Consider the following 18432-nt stretch of genomic DNA (forward strand, 5'->3'; position numbering starts at 1 on the left):
ATGTGACAATCCGTGGCCGTTAGGCCATCCCCCGCGAGCTCGGCACTCTCCGGATCAGCGCAGCCCTCGCCTGGGGTTACGCCCGGTATGAGGTCGCGCGACCGGGAGATCGCGCTCGACGGGAGATCAACTTTAGGACACCCTTTTGACACTTCTAACAGGGGGTGTGAAGGCGCCGACCCCCCTCAGGGGCGTCCATGAAACCGTCGGCTCCGTCACCGGCGAGCCGGGCGGCGTCACCGGTGAGGGTGGTCGGTCGCCGGGTCCGCGAGCCGTGGGCCGACTTCGGGAAACGAGCCGTCGCCGAACAGGATCCGCGCCGCCAGGGCACGACCGGCGCGACCGCGCAGCACGGTCACCGCCGCCTCCGCCGCGGCAGGGGACCGGATGCCGGCGAACACGTGGCGCAGCAACAGCCGGCCTCGGAACCGGGCCCGCAACGCGTCCCCGTCGTACCGGCTCAGCATGCGCTGGTCGCCGGTGCGCAGGTACCCGGCGGTGACCGCCGCGGCCAGCTCGGACATGCGCAGGCAAGGGTCCAGCCCACCGGCCGTCAGCGGCGACACCGCGCCCGCCGCGTCCCCGACGAGCAGCCCGGCGGGGCACGCCAGCCGTCGCAGCACGCCGCCGACCGGGATCGGACCACCTCGGCGCTCGACCGGACCGGCCGGCGGTGTGCTGCCGGGCGCGTCCGCGGCAAAGGCCTCCAGCAGGTGGCGGACGCCGGTGCGCATCGCGTCCGGATATCCCGCGACGCCGACATGCGCGTACCGGCCGTCGTCGATGACCCATCCCAGGTACCCCGGAGCGATCCGGGGATCCAGCACGCAGTGGAACGCCGGGGTGGTCGTACCCGACGCGATCGGGTGGACGATCTCGGCACCGACGAGGAAGCGCCGGTTGACATCAAGGCCGAGATCACGGGCCACCCGGGAGCGGGCGCCGTCCGCGCCGACGATGAACCGGGCCGTCACCGGTTCCGCATCCGCGAACCGCACAAAACCCATCGACGCGTCGACATACCGTACGCCCAGCAGGACCCGCGCCCCGGCCGACTCCGCCGCGCGGCGCGCGTGCTCGTAGACGGCCGCCATGTCGGCCACACGGTACTCGTCCCGGTCGCTGGTGAGCCGGATCGGTGCCCGCCGCGACGGCGGATACAGCAGCACGTCCCGGATGCCCGGTCCGAGCAGGTGATCCGGTACGTCGAAGTCGTCGAGGGTGCGGCGCACGAAGATCCCCGTCGTGCGGATGCCCGTCGACAGCGACCTGCGACGGTCGACCACCATCACGTTCAGTTCCCGTCGCGCGAGCAGGCGGGCGGTACGCAGACCGGCCAGGCCCGCCCCCACGACCAGTACGTCCACTGTCCGCATACCTTGCGACGGTAGAGGCGACGCCTCATCCGTGCGATGGTCTGCACGCTACCCACTCCATACCTCCACACCGTCGCCACACTCAGGACCGTGGACCGCTCCTCCGCCGAGAGGTGGCCGCAGAACCGGCGTCACGCTCCTCGGAGCCCGCACCGAGAAGACTCCGGGGCGCTCACTCAGCGTCACACATCGACGTGGACGGCACACCATGTCGTTCCCTTCCGGGACGCCCCGGGGACGACCGCCTCGCTTTCCTTGACGACGATCGCGCGCGTCAGGCACCTCCCCTCGTGGTCTTCGGAAGAGCGAGCACGGCCACCGCCCCGGCGGCCACAACGCCGGCGCAGGCCCAGAACGCCAGGACGTACCCGGGGGTGGTCAGCGCGCCGGTGTGGGCCGTGGCCAGGGTGGTCAGCGCGGCCAGGCCGAGCGAGCCGCCGATCTGGCGGGAGGAGTTGAGGATTCCGGAGACCAGCCCCGCCTCGCCGGGGCCGACCCCGGCCATGGCGGCCATCGCGATCGGCGCGGAGCTGAGGCCCATCCCGCCGGTGATGAGCACGCCCGGCAGCACGATGCCGGTAAGCAGGCCGCTCTCCGGCGTGATCGTGGCCTGCCAGGCGAAACCCGCCGCCGAGATCAGCGCGCCTGCGGCCAGCAGCGGACGCAGGCCAACCCGGCCGATCAGCCGCGGCGTGACCTTGGAGGCGACGATGATGGCAAGGGTGTGCGGCAGGAACGCCAGACCTGTCTGGAGCGCGCTGTAGTGCAGTACCCGCTGCAGGTAGAGAGACAGGAAATACCAGACCGCGAAGCCCGCGGCGCCCAGCAGGAACTGTACGAGGAGCGCGCCCGACACCGAGCGGGCCCGGAAGACCCGCAGCGGCATCAGCGGTGCCCGCGCGAACCTGGCCTGCACCAGGACGAACGTGGCCAGCGCCAGCACGCCCACACCCATCGGGATCAGCGCACGCGCCGAACCCCAGCCGTAGGCGGGGGTCTGCAGTAGCCCGAACTCCAGCGCCGACAGCCCCAGCGTCACCGTGATCGCACCGGTCAGGTCGAGTCTGCGGGTGCCGGGGTCGCGGCTCTCGGCGAGCAGGCGCAGCGCGGCGATGATCGCGACCGCCCCGATCGGCGCGTTGATCAGCAGGATCCAGCGCCACGAGAGGTAGTCGGTGAGCAGCCCGCCCGCGAGGGACCCCACCGCCCCGCCGGCCGCCCCGACCGCGCCCCAGGTGGCGATGGCCCTGGTCCGCGCCGGCCCGGCGGGGATCGCGGTGGTGAGGATCGTCAGCGTGGCCGGGGAGACCACGGCCGCGCCGAGCCCCTGGATCGCGCGGGCGGCGATCAGCAGCTCCGGCGTGGTGGCGAGCCCGCCGGCCAGGCTGGCGATCGCGAACACGGCCAGGCCCGCGACGAAGGTACGCCTGCGGCCGTAGAGGTCGGCCGCCCGGCCGCCCAGCAGCAGGAACCCGGCGAAGGTGAGGATGTAGCCGTTGACCACCCATTGCAACCCCTCGGCGCCCAGACGCAGGTCGGATTCCATGGCGGGCAGCGCGACGTTCACGATCGCCACGTCGAGGACCATCATGAACTGCGCCAGACAGACCAGGCCGACGATCGGCCAGGTGGGGGCGGGCGGCTTGGTGGCGCTCCGCCCGGAAGGTGAGGCGTCAGCTACGTTTGTCATGATCCGATGTTTTCGCCCTCGGGGTGTCACACGACGGCGACGGCGTCGATCTCGACGAGGAACCCGGGGCCCAAGCCGGCCACGACGTGGACCGTGATGGCCGGGGGCGGGTCGGCCCGGTTCCACACCTCCTGGAAGGCGGCCACACCCTCGTCGAACGTGTGACCGGCCACCACCGCGATGCGCCAGTGCACGATGTTCGCCAGGCTCGCCCCTTCGCTCTCCAAGATGGTCGCGAGGTTGCGGAAGGTCTGCCTGGCCTGCTCCCCGACCGTGGGACCGACGACCTTACCGTCGGCGTCGACGCCGTTCTGCCCGCCGATGTAGATCGTCTTCGTCGGCTGTTCGACCACGACGGCCTGGCTGAACGCCGGGCTGCGGTGGAGTCCTTCGGGGTTGATGTGCCGTACACCCATGTGTCGCCTCCTAAAATAACGAAACCAGTTATAGCGGTTTCGTGTGCGGCACCAGTTATAGTGGTTTCATGCGAACGAGCACAACCGGACGGGTGCTGCACGACCCCAAGGGCGGGTCCTTCCGGTTCGACGCCGGCGCCGTCTGCCTGGACTTCGCCCACACCGGCGGCGAGGGTCAGTACGCGGTGTTCGAGACCCTCCACGAGCCTGCCGACCTCGGCGAATGGCTGGCCCAGCCACCGCTGGCCGCGGTCGTGACAATCCCGGTGACGACCCACGAGCTGACCACGGCCAAGGCCCTCCGCCAGGCGATCTGGGACGCGGCACACGCTCGGGCGGCGCGTCGCCCCCTCCCCCCCGCCGCGACCGCGACCATCAACCGGGCCGCGACCGCGGCGCCGCTGATCCCCGAGCTCGCCGCCGACGCCACGACCGCGGGATGGGCACCGCCGGTGCGGGCGACGCAGGTGCTGTCGACGCTGGCGCGGGAGATGATCGAACTGCTGTCCGGGCCGCTCTCCGGGCGCATCCGCGAGTGTGCGAGCGACAACTGCCCGCTGGTGTTCGTCGACTCCTCCCGCCCCGGCGCCCGGCGCTGGTGCGCGATGGAGCGCTGCGGCAACCGCCACAAGCTCCGGGCTCTCCGCGCCCGGCAGGCCACGGACCCGTGACGCGGCCTCAGGCACGGTGAATGGGGAGGCCGTCTCGTCCAGGCCTCGCGCGACGCGCCGGTTCGTGTCTCCTCGGCGCTGCGCACCCCGGTGGTGTCGCCGTTCGAGTCCGCCGACGACATGCGCCGACTCGGATCGGGCCCTGTACGGGCCGGGTTCCTCGATCATGCCGGGACCATGCCGGGCGAGGGCGCCATCCCCGGGCGGTCACCCGCCCGGGGATGGGCCAACGTCATCTCAACTCGTGACGGTGAAGGTGTCGACGTCGAACAGGTTGCCGGCACCTCCCACGAAGACCAGGTACAGCGGCCCGGAGGCCGACCCGCTCAACGTGGTGGAAACCGTCGTAAAGGTATCCCAGCCACCCGTCGGTGACACCGCGACCGACCCCAGCAACGTCCCGGTGGCCGATCCCGACCGGATCTGGATCGTCCCACCGGACCCGCCGGACGACACCCTCGCGCTGAAGGTCCGCAGCCCGGCGGTGTTCACCCCGGAGTACGCGGCCCAGTCACCGTTGTCGATGTAGCCCACCGTGGCGCCGCCGCTGGCGCCCGCGTGGCCGGCCGGCTGCACGCCCAGCTGCGAGGTGAACGCCTCACCCTCCACCGTCTGGCTGCCGGTGCCGCCCGACTGGAAGGTGATCGTGTACGTCTTGCCAGCCGTGGTGTTCCAGCTCAGGGTGTCACCGGTACGCGTGGCGGTGACCGTCGCGCCCGTCTCGTCCTTGACCTGGTAGGTGCCGGTGGCGGCGGCGGTCCTGACCTTGATCGGAGCCGTCTTGCCGGTCCGTACGGTGATCGTCGCGGCCTTTCCGGCGCTCCAGGCGGTGTCCACGGTGACGTCGCCCCTGGCGCGCAGGCCGGTCACCGAGCCGGTCGGCCACGCGGCCGGCAGCGCGGGCAGCACGTGCACGGTGTCGTGCTGGCTCTGCACGAGCATCTCGGCGACACCGGAGGTCGCGCCGAAGTTGCCGTCGATCTGGAACGGCGGGTGGGTGTCCCACAGGTTGTCCAGCGTGGAGGACTTGAGCTGCTCGCTGAGCAGCTTGTGGGCGCGGGTGCCGTCGAGCAGCCGGGCCCAGAAATTGATCTTCCAGGCCTTGGACCAGCCGGTGCCGCCGTCGCCGCGCGCGTTCAGGGAGACGCGGGCCGCCGCCGCCTCGGCGGTGCCGGGCAGGATCTGGTTGCCCGGGTGCAGGGCGAACAGGTGGGAGACGTGCCGGTGGGTGTCGGTCTGGGAGTCCCAGTCGGTCTTCCACTCCTGGAGCTGGCCCCAGCGACCGACGCGCAGCCCCGGGTCGAGCCGGGACAGGGCGGTGCTGACCTCGTTCTGGAAGGCGGTGTCCACGCCCAGCGTGCGGGCGGCGGCCAGCGCGTTGGTGAACACCTCGCGCACGATCTGCTGGGACATCGAGGCCCCGGCGGAGAAGTCGCCGTTCTCCGGCGAGTAACTGGGCGAGACCACGAGCCGGTTGTCGCGTGGGTCGGTGTGCAGGAAGTCCAGCCAGAACTCGGCCGCGCCCTTGATCGCCGGGTAGGCGGTGTTGCGCAGGTAGTTCACGTCGCCGCTGAACCGGTAGCTGTCGTACATGTGCTGGGTCGTCCAGGCGGCGGCCTCGGGGAACCAGAACGACTGCGGGTAGCTGTGCACGCCGGTGAAGCCGTAGGGGTTGGTCTCGTTGTTGACCACCCAGCCGCGGGCTCCGTACATGTTGGTGGCCGTCACCCGGCCTGGAGCGACCATGCTCGCGATGTACCTGTTGTACGGCCGGGTCGTCTCACGCAGGTTGGTCTGTTCGGCCGGCCAGTAGTTCATCTGCAGGTTGATGTTGACGTGGTAGTCGGCGTCCCAGGGTGGGTTGACGACGTTGTTCCACACGCCCTGGAGGTTGGCCGGGAGGATGTCGTTCTCCCGTGAGGAGGAGATCAGCAGGTAGCGGCCGTAGGCGAAGAACATCGCCTCCAGCGCCCGGTCCTGGGTCGAGGAACCGCCCGTGTAGTTGCTGCGCAACGTGTTCGTCGGGACGGTCGGGTTCGTCTGGCCGATGTTCAGCTTCACCCGGTCGAACAGGTTCTTGTAGTCGGCCAGGTGCGCGGCCTTCAGCTCGTCGTAGCTCTTGGCCGCCGCCGTGGTCACCCGCGAGGTGACCCCGGCCTGCGGGTCGGTGCCCCGGTAGGTGGGGTAGCTGTCGGAGTAGTTGGTGCCCGCCGACAGCACCAGCATCACGCTGTTGGCCCCGGAGACGGTGACACGGTCTCCGGAGTCCGTTCGGGTGCCGCCCTGGTTGACCACCTGTACCTGGGCATCGAACCGCATGCCGTTGTTGGCGAGCTGGCCGCGGATGCTGAGCCGTCCGTTGGAGGCGGTGACGGTCTTGTCGGTACGCGGTGAGGTGTGCCGCAGCGTGAAGGAGACCCGGCCTGTCTGGTTGGCCGAGATCCGGGCCACGATCACGTTGCCGGGGTTGCTGGCGAAGTACTCGCGGGTGTACTCGACGCCGCCCGCCGTGTAGCCGACCCTGGCCACGGCCTCGCGCAGGCTCAGCTCTCGGCGGTAGCCCGTGGTGCTCGACGGCGGGTTGGCGAAGTCGAGGAACAGGTCGCCGAAGGTCTGGTAGGAGCCAAAGTTGGTCTTGCCCTGACCGAGCGCGTTGGCGACGGTCTGCGGCGTGATCCTGCCGTTCTGGTCGATCTGTGCCTGCATGTTGTCGATCGCCCCGGGGCGCGGGGAGGTCCAGTTGCCGAAGTTGTAGCCACCGGAGGCGCCGGGACCGCCGGTCCACAGGGTCTTCTCGTTGAACTGGATCTGCTCGGAGGCCACTCCGCCGAAGAGCTTGGCGCCCAGGGGGCCGTTACCGATCGGCAGCGCCTGTGTCTCCCAGTTGGTAGCCGGCGAGTTGTACCACAGGGTCAGGTCGTCGGTCGCGGGCAGGGCCACAGCCTGCGCCGAGATGGGCGCGTTCATACCGGCGAGCATCGCGATCACACCTAACAGTGCGATGCCCAGTCTGGGGCGCGGGAACTTGATCACACAAATTCCTCCGATCAACAAGGGGGGTAGACAAGGAAATATCACCGAAACAAGGCCGAAACAAGACTTCACATCCGATGTCTCTTGACCTGTTGGTCGGACCCACCCGTCGACTCAGATGTCACCCAGGACGAGATGACCGTAGTTTGGACACCCATCGGCATGTCTGGATCGCGCGTCTCCACCACACGGTGGGCTTCCCCTCACAGCTCCTGCCGATCCCTCGTGTGAGCCGTGAGACGGATGATCCCCGGGACGGGGAAGAACATGAGATAAAGGTTCGGTATCCACCAGGCCAGGGAGAAGTCTCCGCGCAGGGTCCAGAACGCGATCGCCATGAGCCCGGAGGCCATCGTCAGCACAAGGGAGACCAGCATCAGCGACGGGCCGCTCGGCGAGCCACGGCGCAGAAGGTGGAGGCTGGTCAGGCCGGTGACACTGGCCAGCAGGTCGATCCAGAGAAAAGACCAGTTCCAGTCGACCATCAACGGGTTGGCGTAGTCGGCGAACGCCAACTCCGGGGGGATCAGGCCCAGGCCGATGACGGTGAAGTAGACCACGAAGCTGAGGTCGGTCACCAGCATCAACGCCTTAGTGACGCGCAGCACGGTCGATCGCCTCCATGAGATAGTGGCGAGTCCGCTCGTGCAGTTCCGGCCCCGGTTCGCTCAGTCCGAGCAGCCTGACGGCCCACCAGCCGTCGACGGCCAGTCGTACGGCCGTCGCGGCGGCCGGGTCGATGCCGTCTTCGGTGAGCCGGGCCTGCCAGGCCGCGAACCGCTCGCGGAGCGGCTCCAATCCGGCCGGATAGACCAGCACGCCTGCCAGAAGTGCCGCGGTGACGCGGTCGGCGGGAGCGGTCGTGGTGTGGCGTTCGGGGATCGTGGCCTGGACATAGGCACGCAGGAAGTCACCCGGCCCGTTGCCCGCCTGGGCCAGCGCGTCGTCGAAGGCCTTCGTCAGCCGCTCGACCATGGCGATGACCAACGCCTGCTTGGTGGGGAAATGGTAGAACAGGCCACCTTTGGAAACGCCTGCCCGCTGGGCGACGGCCTCAAGTGTGAGCGACTCAGCCCCTTCGGAGAGCAGAACCTCAGCGGCGGCGTCGAGCAGCCGATCCTTCGAACTCGGTCTTGACATAGCCATAACTATACCGGCTGACCGGTACAGTTTCGCCAGTGACCGACCCCGAAAACAACGCGCGTGTCCATGCCACCGCGGCGGCTCCGGCCAACCGCCGTCCATGCCACCGCGGAGGCTCCGGCCAACCGCCGTCCATGCCACCGCGGAGGCTCCGGCCAACCGCCGTCCATGCCACCGCGGAGGCTCCGGCCAACCGCCGTCCATGCGACCGCGGAGGCTCCGGCCGACCGCGAAGGCAGGGGCCCGCTCATGACGCGGCACCACAAGCCGGCTGACGTATCCCGAGAAGTCGGGATACGTCAGGGCCTCCGGCAATCCCGGCGCGGTTCAGCCGGGCGGCCCGAGGGGATCGCCCCCTCGGGCCGCCCGGCCGGCGGCATCAGCCCCCGATCGCGAGGATGCCCTCGGGAACGGTCTCCGCCGCCACGTCCGGTCTCGGGGTCGCGAGAAGCTCCACCAGGTGGTTCGCGATCGCGGAGATGGTGGGCTGCTGCCACAGCAGGGTCGCGGGGAGACGGCGGCCGAAGCGCTTCTCCAGGCGCCGCCGGACCATGACGGTCATCACCGAGTCCAGCCCCTGCTCGACAAGGGGACGCCGGGTCGCCAGGTCCTCGGGGGCCAGCCTCATCACGGCCGCGATCTCCGCGCGGATCTCGGGCAGGACGCGCTCGCGCAGGTCCTCGGGCGCCAGACCGGCGAACGACTCCGCGGGCCCCCCGAGATCCTCCTCGGCCGGGACGGGCGCGTCGATCACCGGATAGCGGAGTCCCGCGAGGTGTCCCACCCCCCGGCCGTCCACGTCGGCCAGGAGCACCCGGACGGTGTCTTCGGCGGCCGGGTCCACCGCCGCGTTGATGATCACCGTCGAGGGTGGCGTGCCGGTCAGCACCACCTCGTCGATGTGCACGACCATGCGCAGCACCGGATCGCCGGGGAACACGCAGGGCGCCACGGACATCGCCGCGTCCAGCGCCGGCGCCCAGCTCCCCGGCTCCTCGGTGCGGACCGTGGCCCGCAGTACGCCGTCTCCGCCCAGCAGCGTCTCGATCGTCCAGTCGAAGCCCGTCGAGGGCACGCCCACGGCGGCCAGCCGCTTGTGCACGAACCCGGGATCGATCGGGGCGAGGGCGCCGGCGTCCGGCAGCACGTCCGGTTTCACCTGGCCCGGAGCGGCCACGTCCGCGGTGACGTGCACCAGCCAGGCGGGTTCGGGCTCGTCGGGGCCGGCCGGCGTACGGGCCGCGAGCCGTACCGCCGGAGGCTCGTGCACGACCTGGACCTGCCTGCGTTGCGCGGTCATCAGCGGATGCGTCATCTCCACGTCGGTGAGCGTGACGTCCTCGTCCTCGACCGCGTGCAGGAACGTGTTGACCAGCACGGCTGCGGGCACGATCTCGACCCCGTTGAGGGTGTGGCTGCCCGGGTAGGGCCGGTTGGCGTCCTCCACGCTGGTCCGCCACACCCGGGTCCGGCTGCCCGCGAGGCTGTTCCCGGCTCCGAGCAGGGTGTGGGAGTGCACGTCGTGCCCTCGGTTGTCGTCCCCGATGTACGCCTCGCGCCAGTGACGGCGGTGCTGCCAGGCGTACGGCGGCAGATCGGCCAGGCCGCCGGACGGCTGCAGCCGGCTCCAGTCCACGTCGACGCCGTGACAGTGCGCCGTGCCCAGCGCGATGAGGAAGGTCAGCGGCTCCGGCTGGTTCCGGCGCAGTGACGTGCCGACGAACACGTCCTCGAACCCGTTCTCCGAGAGCGTCTCGGTCACCGAGTGCGCGACCACGGGGTGGGGGGAGATCTCCAGGAACACCCGGTAGCCGTCCTGCGCCGCGGCCGTCGTCGCCGCGACCAGCCGCACGGGGTCCCGAAGGTTCGCCGCCCAGTACGCGCCGTCCAGGACGGGCGTCGACCGGGGGTCCGCCAGCGCGGTCGTGTACATGGGGATGCGAGGCGCCCCGAACGAGAGATCGGCGGTGGCGGCGGCCAGTTCGACGGCCAGGGAATCCATGTGCGGGCTGTGGAAGGCGACATCCGACGCCACCCGCCGCACCACGATGCCCTCGACCGGCCACTCGTTCACCACCTCCTCGACCGCGGCGACGTCGCCGGACAGCACGGTGGAGCCGGGTGCCGACGAGATCGCGGCCACCAGGTCGGTACGGCCGGCCAGCCTCTCCGCCGCCTCCTCGAAGGACAGGTCGACCATCACCATGGCCCCCTTGCCCTCGGCCTGGCGCAGCAGCCGGGAACGGCGGCAGATCAGGCGGGCGCCGTCGGCGACGGTCATCGCGCCGGCCGTCACCGCCGCCGCGATCTCGCCGACGGAGTGGCCGATGACGGCCTTCGGAGCGACCCCGTACGCGTTCCAGAGCCTGGCGAGGCCCAGCTGCATCACGAAGATCATGGTTTGCACGCGGTCGATGGTGTCGAGATCGCCGTCGGCCAGGACCTGCCGGGGAGAGAAGCCGATCTCCTCGACGAAGATCGGCTCCACCTCGTCGACCAGGGACGCGAACTCCGGCACGGCGAGCAGCTCCCGCCCCATCCCGCGCCACTGGCAGCCCTGCCCGGAGAAGACCCAGAGCGGCCCGGGGCCGAGCTCGGGCAGCACGTCACCGGTGAGGACGGCCTCGGCCGGCACGTCCTCCGCGAGCCTGCGCAGGTTGGCCGCCAGCTCGTCCGCGTCCGCCCCGACCACGACGGCGCGACGGGCCAGATGGGTGCGCCGGAGCGCCAGCGTGTGCCCCGCCGACGCCAGGTCGAGCCCCTTCCCGAGGTGGTCGGCGAGCTTGCCCGCGTACTGCCGCAGAGCCTGCTCCGACGCGGCCGACAGCGGGAACAGCCGCTCCCCCGTCCCCTCGCCCCGGGGCGCTTCCTGGGCCGGAGGAGCCTGCTCGAGCACGATGTGCGCGACCGTGCCGCCGTACCCGAAGCTGGAGACGCCCGCCCGGCGGGGGTGGTCGCGCTCCGGCCAGGCCGATTGTTCGGTCACCACGCGCAGGCCCGAGGTCTCCCATGAGATGGCCGGGTTCAGGGTGTCCAGCACGCTCGGGGGGATCTCACCGCGGTGGAGGGCGAGCACCGCCTTGATGACGCCGGTGATGCCGGCGGCGCCTTCGAGGTGACCGATGTTGGACTTGACCGAGCCGATGAGGCACGGGTCGCCGGAGGGCCGCCCCGTGCCGTACACGGAGGAGAGCGCCCCCGCCTCGAGCGGGTCACCGAGCCGGGTCCCGGTGCCGTGCGCCTCGATGTAGTCGACGGTGGACGGCGCGACGCCCGCCTGCCGGCAGGCCCGGACCATCACGCGTTCCTGGGCCTCCCCGCACGGCGCCATGATGCCGTTGGTGTGCCCGTCCTGGTTCACGGCGCTGCCGATGACGAGCGCGAGGATCCGGTCACCGTCGCGCTGCGCGTCGGACAGCCGCTTGAGCACGACCACGCCGCAGCCCTCGCCGCGTCCGTAGCCGTCGGCCGACGCGTCGAACGACTTGGACCGCCCGTCGGGGGCGAGTGCTCCGGCCGTACCGAGCGTGAGGGTCTGGCCCGGGGTGACCAGCAGGTTGACGCCGCCGGCGAGGGCGACGTCGTTCTCGCCGAGCCGCAGGCTCTGCGCGGCCAGGTGCAGCGCGACCAGCGACGCCGAGCAGGCGGTGTCGATCGCCATGCTGGGTCCGCGCAGGTCCAGGGAGTAGGAGATGCGATTGGCGACGGCGCAGGTCGCGGCGCCGATCCCGGTCCACGCCTCGATCTGGGGCAGGTCCTCCAGGAGGCGGCCTCCGTAGTCCGCGGTGCAGACCCCCATGAACACCCCGGCGTCGGTGCCGGCCAGCTCGTGCGGCGGCAGGCCGGCGTTCTCCAGGGCCTCCCACGCGGTCTCCATCAGGATCCGCTGCTGCGGGTCCATCAGCTCGGCCTCGCGGGGCGACAGGCCGAAGAACTCCGCGTCGAAGCCCTCGATGTCGCTCAGGAAGCTGCCGTGACGCACGGCGTCACGCAGTGCGGCGGCGTGTTCGGGGCTCCGGTTCTCGTACGGGCGCCAGCGTTCGGCGGGCAGCGGCCGGGTCGTGTTCCGGCCGGCGCGCAGCAGGTCCCAGAACTCGTCCGGTGAGCGGACGTCGCCGGGAAGGCGACATCCGATCCCGACCACCGCCACTGGTTCCACCCGGACTCCGCGCGGACTGTCGACCATCTGCGTTCGTTTCCCTTCGGTTCAGGCCCACTGAGGATTTTCGATGATCTTGATCACGGCGCTGGAGACGGTCACTCCCGGCCCGGTGCCGAGCATCAGCATGTGGTCGCCGGGACCCAGCTGCCCGGTCATGAGCAGGTGGTCGAGGGAAAGGACCTGGTCGCTGGCCCCGCAGTGGCCGATGGTGCGGCCGTAGTCCCAGGTCGAGCGGGACATGGGCAGGTCGAGCATGGCCATGCACCGCTGTTCGACGATCTCTTCGGAGTAGTTCATGAACGCCACCCGGGTGAGAGCGTCGGCCTCGATCCCGCTCTCGGTCAGCGCGCGCTCGACGACCTCCACCATCGCCCGCTGGATCTTGAACAGCGCCGCGGTGGCCTCGCCCTTGGGCATGACCTGCTGCCGGAACTGCTCGTTCCTGGCCGCGAAGCTCATCCGGCGCCCGACCGTGACGCCCGGGGGGAACAGGGGTTCGCTGCCCCGGTGCAGTTCCTCGGCCTCGGTCACCGTCGTCGTGCAGACCGACATCAGGCGCGCGAAACCCGTCTCCCTGGTGAGCACGAGCGCACTGGCGGCGTCCCCGCCGACGTAGCCGGGGCCCATCCGCCACCGGTCCATCAGCGGGGTGCCGTAATTGTCGGCGGCGACCAGCAGGGCGGCCTGCCGGCCGGGAGCGGCGTCCAGGTGGCCGGCCGCGAGTTCCAGCGCGATGAACATCCCGTTGCAGCCCTGCCGGATCTCGGTGGCCAGGACGTCCCCGCCGACGAGATGACGCTGCAGGTAGGAGTGCGGGGGCCAGCCGTCCGGCCCCTGGTGCCACGTCGAGGCGTACAGGAGGAGATCCAGGTCGTCCGGCGCCCGCCCGCTGCGCTTGAGCGCGCTCCGCGCCGCGTGCAGGGCCATCTCCGGAGCCGGTACGTCACCGGCCACCGCCGCCCCGGCCAGGTTGTGCAGCTCGACCTCCTCGGCCGGGTACCAGCCCTTGGCGACGGCTTTCTCGACGCTGACGACGGTCCGGGGGAGGAAGGCTCCCACCCCGCTGATGTACGTGTTCGCCAACTGCATGACTCTGTCCTCGCCCCGGCTAAACGGATTCGAGTTCTCTGACCATCGCCACGATGGTCACGACGTCCCGGAAGTTCTCGGGGTCGAGCTTCGCGGCGGGGATCGGGACGCCGACGTCCCTCCGGAGGAAGTTGAGCAGCCGCGCCGTCCGCAGGGAGTCCAGGAGACCCGACACCAGGAGCGGGGTCGTCTCGTCGACCTTGACGTCGTCGCTCTCCAGGACGAGGTTCTCCTGGATGAAGTCGACCAGCCTCTGCGTGAGCTCGGTCGTGCGCGTGTGCGTGAGCTCGGTCATGCGCGTGCCTCGCTCGTGACGGGAGAGGTGGCGAGGACCCTGAACGCCGCCGCGGCGACGGAGGTTCCTGAGCCGAACCCGACCATGAGCAGGTGATCGCCGGCCACGAGCCCGCCGGTCGCGATCAGATGCTCGAAGGCGATGAACTGGTCCACCGCGCCGCAGTGGCCAACGCGCCTCCCGTAGTCCCAGGTCGTCTGATCCTCGTCGATGCCCAGCCAGGACATCTGCCCGTCCAGGTCCTCGCGGCGGCCGTGCGGCAACGCCACCCGCGTGATGTCGGCGAACCCGATCCCGGCCTCGTCCAGGGTCTGCTCGACCTGCTGCATCATCGTTTTCTGGATCGTCAGGTGGATCCCGGTTCCCTGCGCCTTGAGCAGCCGCCGGCGGAATTCCTCGTGCCGGTCTCCGAAGCTCAGCCCTCTGCCGACGGTGGCGTCCGGGGGGAACAGGGGGTAGGCGCCGTCGTTGACCGCGTCGGCCTCCGGGATCACCGTCGCGTTCACCGACAGGAGCTCGGCCATGCCGTACCCCTTGCCGAGGACGAGCGCGGCCGCGGCGTCGCCGATCAGCGCCCCGGGGGTCATCCGCCAGCGGTCCACCAGCGGGGTGCCGTGGTTGTCCGAGGAGACGACCATGGCCGTCTCGCGGCCCGCGTCGGCCTGCAGATAGCTCGCCGCCAGCTCGAGCGAGCTGATCATCCCTACGCAGCCGCTCCGGATCTCGAACGCCGGCACGCTCCCGCCGAGAAGGTGCATCTGCAGGTAGTGCTGGGGCTGCCAGCCGTTCGGGCCCTGGTGCCAGACCGACGGGTAGAGCAGAAGGTCGAGATCGCGCGGGGAGGACTCGCCCCAGCGGTCGTACGCGTCCAGGACCGCGAGCCGCGCCATCTCGGGCGCGGGCATGTCGCCGGCCACCGCCGCGCCGATCTGCTGGAACCTCTCGACCTCCTCGGCCGGGTACCAGCCCTCACGAACCGCCTGCTCGACGCTCACACTGTCAGGCACATAAACGCCGAGACTCCTGACGAACATATTGGATGTACGCACACGTCCCCTAACTCATCAACTCATCGACGATCCCGGACAACGGCCTTCGGGCAGCGGAGGGCGGCTTATCCGATTTATTTCGGGCCCCGGGATATCAAGCGGCCCCCGCCCGGTCCGTGAAAACAACGGAAAACAGGCCGGCGAGCTGTCAGGGGCAAGAATAGGGGCGGCCCGTCGGATAAAGCAATATGAGTGCGAACGGCCCGGCCAGCGACATTCCGTGATCAGATTCAAACGGAACGTGTCGAGTTCTGGAAATGCGCCTTTCCGCTCCATCTCGCGGTTTCTCCGAATGTAATGGCTCAGGATCCGGACGACGAGAGAACGGTGCCGGGCCGTCGCCGTTCGGCTCAGGCCCGGCGCGTCGTCTCAGGCGGGCACTCTCGTGCAGACGGTGTTATTGAGCTTGAACTGGGCCGGAATACCGTTCGTCCCGGTTGCGGTCGCCGCGAAGCCGAGGCTCCGACTGGAGCCGGGGCCGATGTAGGAGTTATGGCCGGCGTCGCGGACGGTCACCTGAGCGCCGACCTGGGTCACCGTGGCGTTCCAGGCGGTCGTGATCTGCTGGTTGCCCGACCAGGGCCACGTCAGGGTCCAGCCGTCGATGGGGGTCGTACCGGTGTTCCTGATGGTCACGCTGCCGTTGAAGGCGCCGTCCCAGACGCCGGTGGCGTAGGTGACCTCGCAGGAGGTGCCCAGCTTGAGCCCGCCGCGCAGGAAGGTCGCAAAGTTGGCCCAGGTGGGGTTCAACGTGCCGGTGCCGACGGTCTCGGCGCAGTCGGTGGTGGTGCGGACGGTCTGCATGCCGTACTGGGCGGGGTCCATGATCTGGGGCATCATGTGGTCCGCTGCGGGCACCGAGACGAACGTGGCGTCGCCGCACTGGGCCTTGATCCTGTTGTAGAGCAGGACGCTCTGCCCGTGCGGCACGAGGAAGTCGGCCTGGCCGTGCAGGAACATCAGCGGCGGGTCGTTGGCGTCGGCGTAGGTCATCGGATTGGCCTGGGCCACCGTGGCCGGGCAGGTCTGGATCGGGCAGCCGACCAGGAGGGATTCCGGGGAGGCGGGAGAGTTGTGGTCAAGCCCGCCGGTCGGCAGGTTCTGCGCGTTCATCTGCAGGAAGTCGGTCGGGCTGTAGAAGGCGATTCCTGTCTGCACGGCGCTGGAGACGCCGGTCGTGCCGACGGTGCCCTCCATCGCCGCCACGCCGCCGGACAGGGTGGCCATCTCCGTCAGCCAGCCGCCCGAGGAGTCTCCCATGATCGCGAAGCGGTTGGGGTCGAGCTGGTACGTGGCGGCGTTCGCGCGCAGCCAGCGGATGGCCGCCTTGATGTCGTGCACCTGGGCCGGGAAAATCGCCTGGGCGCTGGACCGGACGCTGACGCCGGCCACGGCGAAGCCCAGAGGATTGAAGATGCTCGCGATCGCGTCCGTGCCGGCCTTGCCGTCGTCACTCGTCCACGCCGAGCCGGTGTGCCAGATCAGCAGCGGCCGGGGCGTGATGCCGGTGGACGGCAGGTGGAGGTCCAGTAGATGCCCCCTGCTACCGGCCGGTTGTGCGGGAGCGTAAGCGATGTCAGTGATCACCTGCGTGGCGTGAGCCGGTGGCGCGAAGGCCACTGGCACACCGACGGCGGCCAGCACGGTCATCACCATGCCGACAATCATGGCCGTGCGGATTCGAGCTTGCATGGTGCGACTCCGGTCGGGTCGGATGATCGCCGCGTTCCCCGGTGACCGTCCGTGTCTTCTCCTGTGCCGGGGCAGCCGCGATCAACACGCCGACCTTAGCGCCTGCGAGAACAACGTCCTGCTCGAGTGTCGCGGCTTACATCGATATGGGCGGGGCGACGATATGACACGTAAGTGACGATGGTCAAAGTTTTCCTCATATCGTTTCCAGCGAACAGGAAGAGCGGCATAAATCGTACTTTATAGATCATCTGGTACGAAGACCCTACAGATCATCCATGGCATGCACAGGCAGTCGGATACGCGCCTACGAGGTCTTTCAAGGCCGCCATGTCTGGAATTGGACGACGACCGATACCCCCGAGAACAGGCGACCCGGGAAGCGGTAACCGGCTTTACCGACGGTTAACACCCGTGAAACACCCGCTACCCGAACGACAACGTCGGCGGAAGTTTCGGTCCCCTCCTGCAACCAATTCGGGCATGACAATTTTCCTGGCGCGTGGTGGGTGATAATGTCCACCTTCATGATCTCCACAGTCACAGGAGGACGAATGCGAAAGGTACGCGCTGTTCTCGTCTCGGCCGTCATGGTCCTCGGAGTGTCGCTGACGATCGGCGCCGCCCCGGCACACGCCGAGAGTCTGGCCGGCGTCTTCAGGGACCACTCGGAGTGCGAGCGGATTGGAACCCAGGGCGTCAACCAGGACTGGTGGGACGACTATTCATGCGAGTGGGAGGACCGGTACCGCTATTACTTCCTCTACGCGTGACCTCGTGAAACGCACGCGCCCCCCGGCTCTGAGCGGGTGAACCGCCCCGGCTTCGATGAGGACCTCAGGGGTTGACTCCAACGGTCTCGCCGGGCTGGTGTCGAGCGTGGTGGAAGGCTTCGTACTCCTCCGGCGGGACGTTGCCGACCGAGGAGTGCAGGCTGGTCGTGTTGATCGCGGCCCACTCGGTCGGGTAGTCCGGGCGGGCCTGTTCGACCATCCGCACCGCGCTTACGCAGCTCCGCCGGACAGGGGGACTTGGCTGCCATGACTCGATCCTCTCAAGAGAACGAGCCTCCACCGAAGCCGGAGCGCTTTCCCCAAACCCGGGCATGTACTTCCACAGACGACCGGCACAGTCCGAGAGAGCGCTCTGAAGCACCGAGTCCGATCCCTGCCGACCCTTAACCGGGACGTCGTTCCCCACCGTCGGCGCTCACAGCCAGTCGTGTTCACGCGCGTACCGCGCGGCTTCGTGCCGGGTCCGGGTCTGGGTCTTCTGCATCGCGTTCGAGAGGTAGTTGCGCACCGTACCCTCTGCCAGGTGGAGTCGGGTGGCGATGTCGGCGACCGAGTAGCCTTCGCCGGTCGCTCGCAGCACGTCGATCTCGCGGTCGGTGAGCGGGCAGTCGTCAATGACGGCGAGGGCGGAGACGTCCGGGTCGATCCATCGCTTGCCCTCGTGCAGAGTCGTGATGACCGAAACGATGTGCGCCGGTTCCGCGGACTTGCTGACGAAGCCCTGGACCCCGAGCTTCAGTGCCTTGCGCAGCACTCCGGGCCTGGCATGGCGGGTCAGCATGAGAATCACCTGCTCCGGCCGCGCACGGCGGATCTCCGCGACGGCAGCGAGTCCATCCATACCGGGCATCTCCAGATCGATGACGAGCACATCGGGCAGGTGTCGCAGCGTGGCCCGGACGGCCGCCTCCCCCTCTTCCGCTTCGGCGAGCACGGTGATCTCGCCCTCAAGGGGGAGCAACGCCGCCAGCGCTTTGCGCAGGAGTGCCTCGTCGTCGGCGAGCACCACGGTGGTCATAATC

At 69.6% G+C, this 18432-nt stretch carries 15 protein-coding genes; 2 read left to right on the top strand and 13 right to left on the bottom strand.

The window, feature by feature from the left end; all coding sequences use genetic code 11:
- Positions 1-236 precede the first annotated feature (236 nt).
- The 3 genes from OG587_RS02055 to OG587_RS02065 all read right to left on the bottom strand — a co-directional run bounded on the left by OG587_RS02055 (position 237) and on the right by OG587_RS02065 (position 3482).
- Positions 237-1376, bottom strand: a complete 1140-nt coding sequence (locus OG587_RS02055) for an NAD(P)/FAD-dependent oxidoreductase (RefSeq protein ID WP_329086274.1) — start codon at positions 1374-1376, stop codon at positions 237-239.
- Positions 1377-1650: 274 nt separating this feature from the next.
- Entirely contained in the window at positions 1651-3066 is a 1416-nt protein-coding gene (locus tag OG587_RS02060; protein WP_329086275.1) for an MFS transporter, read from the bottom strand.
- A gap of 26 nt (positions 3067-3092) precedes the next feature.
- On the bottom strand, positions 3093-3482 hold the full coding sequence (locus OG587_RS02065; RefSeq protein ID WP_329086277.1) for a RidA family protein: 390 nt from the start codon (positions 3480-3482) through the stop codon (positions 3093-3095).
- A gap of 68 nt (positions 3483-3550) precedes the next feature.
- Here OG587_RS02065 and OG587_RS02070 point away from each other — a divergent pair, with 68 nt between their 5' ends.
- Positions 3551-4153 carry a CGNR zinc finger domain-containing protein gene (locus OG587_RS02070; protein ID WP_329086279.1) on the top strand — a complete coding sequence of 201 codons (603 nt, stop codon included), beginning with the start codon at positions 3551-3553 and terminating at the stop codon, positions 4151-4153.
- 237 nt (positions 4154-4390) lie between these two features.
- Here OG587_RS02070 and OG587_RS02075 read toward each other — a convergent pair whose 3' ends face one another.
- From OG587_RS02075 to OG587_RS02110, 8 genes are all read right to left on the bottom strand, one after another.
- Complete coding sequence (locus OG587_RS02075) at positions 4391-7186, bottom strand: glycosyl hydrolase family 95 catalytic domain-containing protein (protein WP_329086281.1); 2796 nt, start codon at positions 7184-7186, stop codon at positions 4391-4393.
- 203 nt (positions 7187-7389) lie between these two features.
- Entirely contained in the window at positions 7390-7794 is a 405-nt protein-coding gene (locus OG587_RS02080) for a DUF5360 family protein (protein ID WP_329086283.1), read from the bottom strand.
- Complete coding sequence (locus OG587_RS02085; RefSeq protein ID WP_329086284.1) at positions 7778-8326, bottom strand: TetR/AcrR family transcriptional regulator; 549 nt, start codon at positions 8324-8326, stop codon at positions 7778-7780. The genes OG587_RS02080 and OG587_RS02085 overlap by 17 nt, the downstream gene beginning before the upstream one ends.
- 382 nt (positions 8327-8708) lie before the next feature.
- Positions 8709-12488: a type I polyketide synthase gene (locus tag OG587_RS02090; protein ID WP_329086287.1), complete on the bottom strand. Its 3780-nt coding sequence runs from the start codon at positions 12486-12488 to the stop codon at positions 8709-8711.
- A 48-nt stretch (positions 12489-12536) separates the two neighbouring features.
- Entirely contained in the window at positions 12537-13580 is a 1044-nt protein-coding gene (locus OG587_RS02095) for a ketoacyl-ACP synthase III family protein (RefSeq protein ID WP_329086289.1), read from the bottom strand.
- A 19-nt stretch (positions 13581-13599) separates the two neighbouring features.
- A complete protein-coding gene (locus OG587_RS02100; protein WP_329086291.1) occupies positions 13600-13875 on the bottom strand; it encodes an acyl carrier protein in 276 nt (91 codons plus the stop codon).
- The gene (locus tag OG587_RS02105) at positions 13872-14882 is read right to left on the bottom strand and encodes a ketoacyl-ACP synthase III family protein (RefSeq protein WP_329086293.1); all 1011 of its coding nucleotides are present in this window, start codon (positions 14880-14882) and stop codon (positions 13872-13874) included. The genes OG587_RS02100 and OG587_RS02105 overlap by 4 nt, the downstream gene beginning before the upstream one ends.
- Positions 14883-15293: 411 nt before the next feature.
- The gene (locus OG587_RS02110; RefSeq protein WP_329086295.1) at positions 15294-16616 is read right to left on the bottom strand and encodes a cellulose binding domain-containing protein; all 1323 of its coding nucleotides are present in this window, start codon (positions 16614-16616) and stop codon (positions 15294-15296) included.
- A 554-nt stretch (positions 16617-17170) separates the two neighbouring features.
- Here OG587_RS02110 and OG587_RS02115 point away from each other — a divergent pair.
- On the top strand, positions 17171-17389 hold the full coding sequence (locus tag OG587_RS02115) for a hypothetical protein (RefSeq protein ID WP_329086297.1): 219 nt from the start codon (positions 17171-17173) through the stop codon (positions 17387-17389).
- A gap of 64 nt (positions 17390-17453) precedes the next feature.
- On the opposite strand, the gene OG587_RS02120 is transcribed toward OG587_RS02115, so the two are convergent.
- Together OG587_RS02120 and OG587_RS02125 are read right to left on the bottom strand one after the other, a co-directional pair.
- The gene (locus tag OG587_RS02120; protein WP_329086299.1) at positions 17454-17615 is read right to left on the bottom strand and encodes a hypothetical protein; all 162 of its coding nucleotides are present in this window, start codon (positions 17613-17615) and stop codon (positions 17454-17456) included.
- A 210-nt stretch (positions 17616-17825) separates the two neighbouring features.
- Complete coding sequence (locus OG587_RS02125; protein ID WP_329086300.1) at positions 17826-18428, bottom strand: response regulator transcription factor; 603 nt, start codon at positions 18426-18428, stop codon at positions 17826-17828.
- Positions 18429-18432 lie beyond the last annotated feature (4 nt).

Source organism: Streptosporangium sp. NBC_01469, from assembly GCF_036227305.1.
Classification (GTDB): domain Bacteria; phylum Actinomycetota; class Actinomycetes; order Streptosporangiales; family Streptosporangiaceae; genus Streptosporangium.

Excerpts from the sequence above, each read along its gene's own strand:
- OG587_RS02125 (WP_329086300.1), bottom strand. The coding sequence starts at position 18,428 with ATGACCACCGTGGTGCTCGCCGACGACGAGGCACTCCTGCGCAAAGCG.
- OG587_RS02115 (WP_329086297.1), top strand. The coding sequence starts at position 17,171 with ATGCGAAAGGTACGCGCTGTTCTCGTCTCGGCCGTCATGGTCCTCGGA.
- OG587_RS02065 (WP_329086277.1), bottom strand. The coding sequence starts at position 3,482 with ATGGGTGTACGGCACATCAACCCCGAAGGACTCCACCGCAGCCCGGCG.
- OG587_RS02060 (WP_329086275.1), bottom strand. The coding sequence starts at position 3,066 with ATGACAAACGTAGCTGACGCCTCACCTTCCGGGCGGAGCGCCACCAAG.
- OG587_RS02085 (WP_329086284.1), bottom strand. The coding sequence starts at position 8,326 with ATGTCAAGACCGAGTTCGAAGGATCGGCTGCTCGACGCCGCCGCTGAG.
- OG587_RS02095 (WP_329086289.1), bottom strand. The coding sequence starts at position 13,580 with ATGCAGTTGGCGAACACGTACATCAGCGGGGTGGGAGCCTTCCTCCCC.
- OG587_RS02070 (WP_329086279.1), top strand. The coding sequence starts at position 3,551 with ATGCGAACGAGCACAACCGGACGGGTGCTGCACGACCCCAAGGGCGGG.
- OG587_RS02100 (WP_329086291.1), bottom strand. The coding sequence starts at position 13,875 with ATGACCGAGCTCACGCACACGCGCACGACCGAGCTCACGCAGAGGCTG.
- OG587_RS02110 (WP_329086295.1), bottom strand. The coding sequence starts at position 16,616 with ATGCAAGCTCGAATCCGCACGGCCATGATTGTCGGCATGGTGATGACC.
- OG587_RS02055 (WP_329086274.1), bottom strand. The coding sequence starts at position 1,376 with ATGCGGACAGTGGACGTACTGGTCGTGGGGGCGGGCCTGGCCGGTCTG.